This window comes from Caballeronia terrestris (assembly GCF_001544515.1).
Classification (GTDB): Bacteria; Pseudomonadota; Gammaproteobacteria; order Burkholderiales; family Burkholderiaceae; genus Caballeronia; species Caballeronia terrestris.
The window spans coordinates 1-929 of sequence record NZ_FCOL02000513.1 but is presented as its reverse complement, the minus strand read 5'-3'; the positions used below and the strand labels follow the sequence as shown (position 1 = coordinate 929).

Annotated in this window: 1 protein-coding gene; it reads right to left on the bottom strand. The window is 68.9% G+C overall.

Features of this window, described 5'->3' with window-relative positions; genetic code table 11:
* The coding region (locus AWB67_RS38640; protein WP_327367274.1) for a type VI secretion protein IcmF/TssM N-terminal domain-containing protein at positions 1-929 on the bottom strand (929 nt) is incomplete at both ends.

Genomic DNA, 929 nt, shown 5'->3' with positions numbered 1-929 from the left:
TGTCCGCACCGCGCCGCAGCGCATCCGTGAGCCGCGCGACGACGAGCGGCAGCAACGCGTCATCGAGCAGCCGCCGATACGTCACCTGCGCCTGCTGGCCGAGCTTGTCGCCCTGATACAGCCACAGCCGCGTGAGCCACGGCACGGGCTTGCCCGCGTCCGCAGCGCCGCCCGGCAGCGCGCGCGCCGCGTCGAGCATCGGCAGGAGCGCGCGCGGATCGCCCAGCGCATCGGCGTGGGCCGTGAGCTGTTGCAGATGGCGCATCTGCTGGTCGAACGTCGCGACATACGCGCGGTTGCGCTGATAGCTCACCGCCATGCCGGTCAACGCCAGTGCGAGCGTCATGCCGATCAGCGCGAGCGCGCCGCGCTGCAGCCACGCCCGGCAGCGCTCGAGCCGCGGATTCGAACCGGCCAGCCCCGCTTCGCCGATCACCACGTCCTTCAGCAACCGGTTGATGAAGTACGCGCGCCCCGCCGCGTCGCGGTTGAAGGCCACATCGCGGCGCAGCCCGAACGACTGAGCGATCGAGCTGATCGCGCGATCGATCGGCCGGCCGTGCTGCGTGCCGCTCGTAAAGTACACGCCGCGCAAAAGCGGCGCCGTTTCGTAGCGCGTGCCGCGAAACGTATCGTCGAGAAAGCGGCGCAGCGCCGGCTGAAGTCCCGCGAATTGCTGTGGAAACCCGTAGATCAACGCGCGGCGGAGTACATCGGTTTCGCGCTGCATGCGGTGCAGCACGCGTGCTTGCAGCCGGTCGCCGAGCGCATCGAATTCGCCGGGGAACACGCCGAGCGCCCGCTCCGCATTCGCCGATTCGTCGAGCGGAAACGTCATGCCCCATACCTGCGTACGCTCTTCGTGGCCGAGGTCGTCGAAGAACTCGGTGAAGCCCGCGAGCAGGTCGCACTTCGTCACCACCAGATAG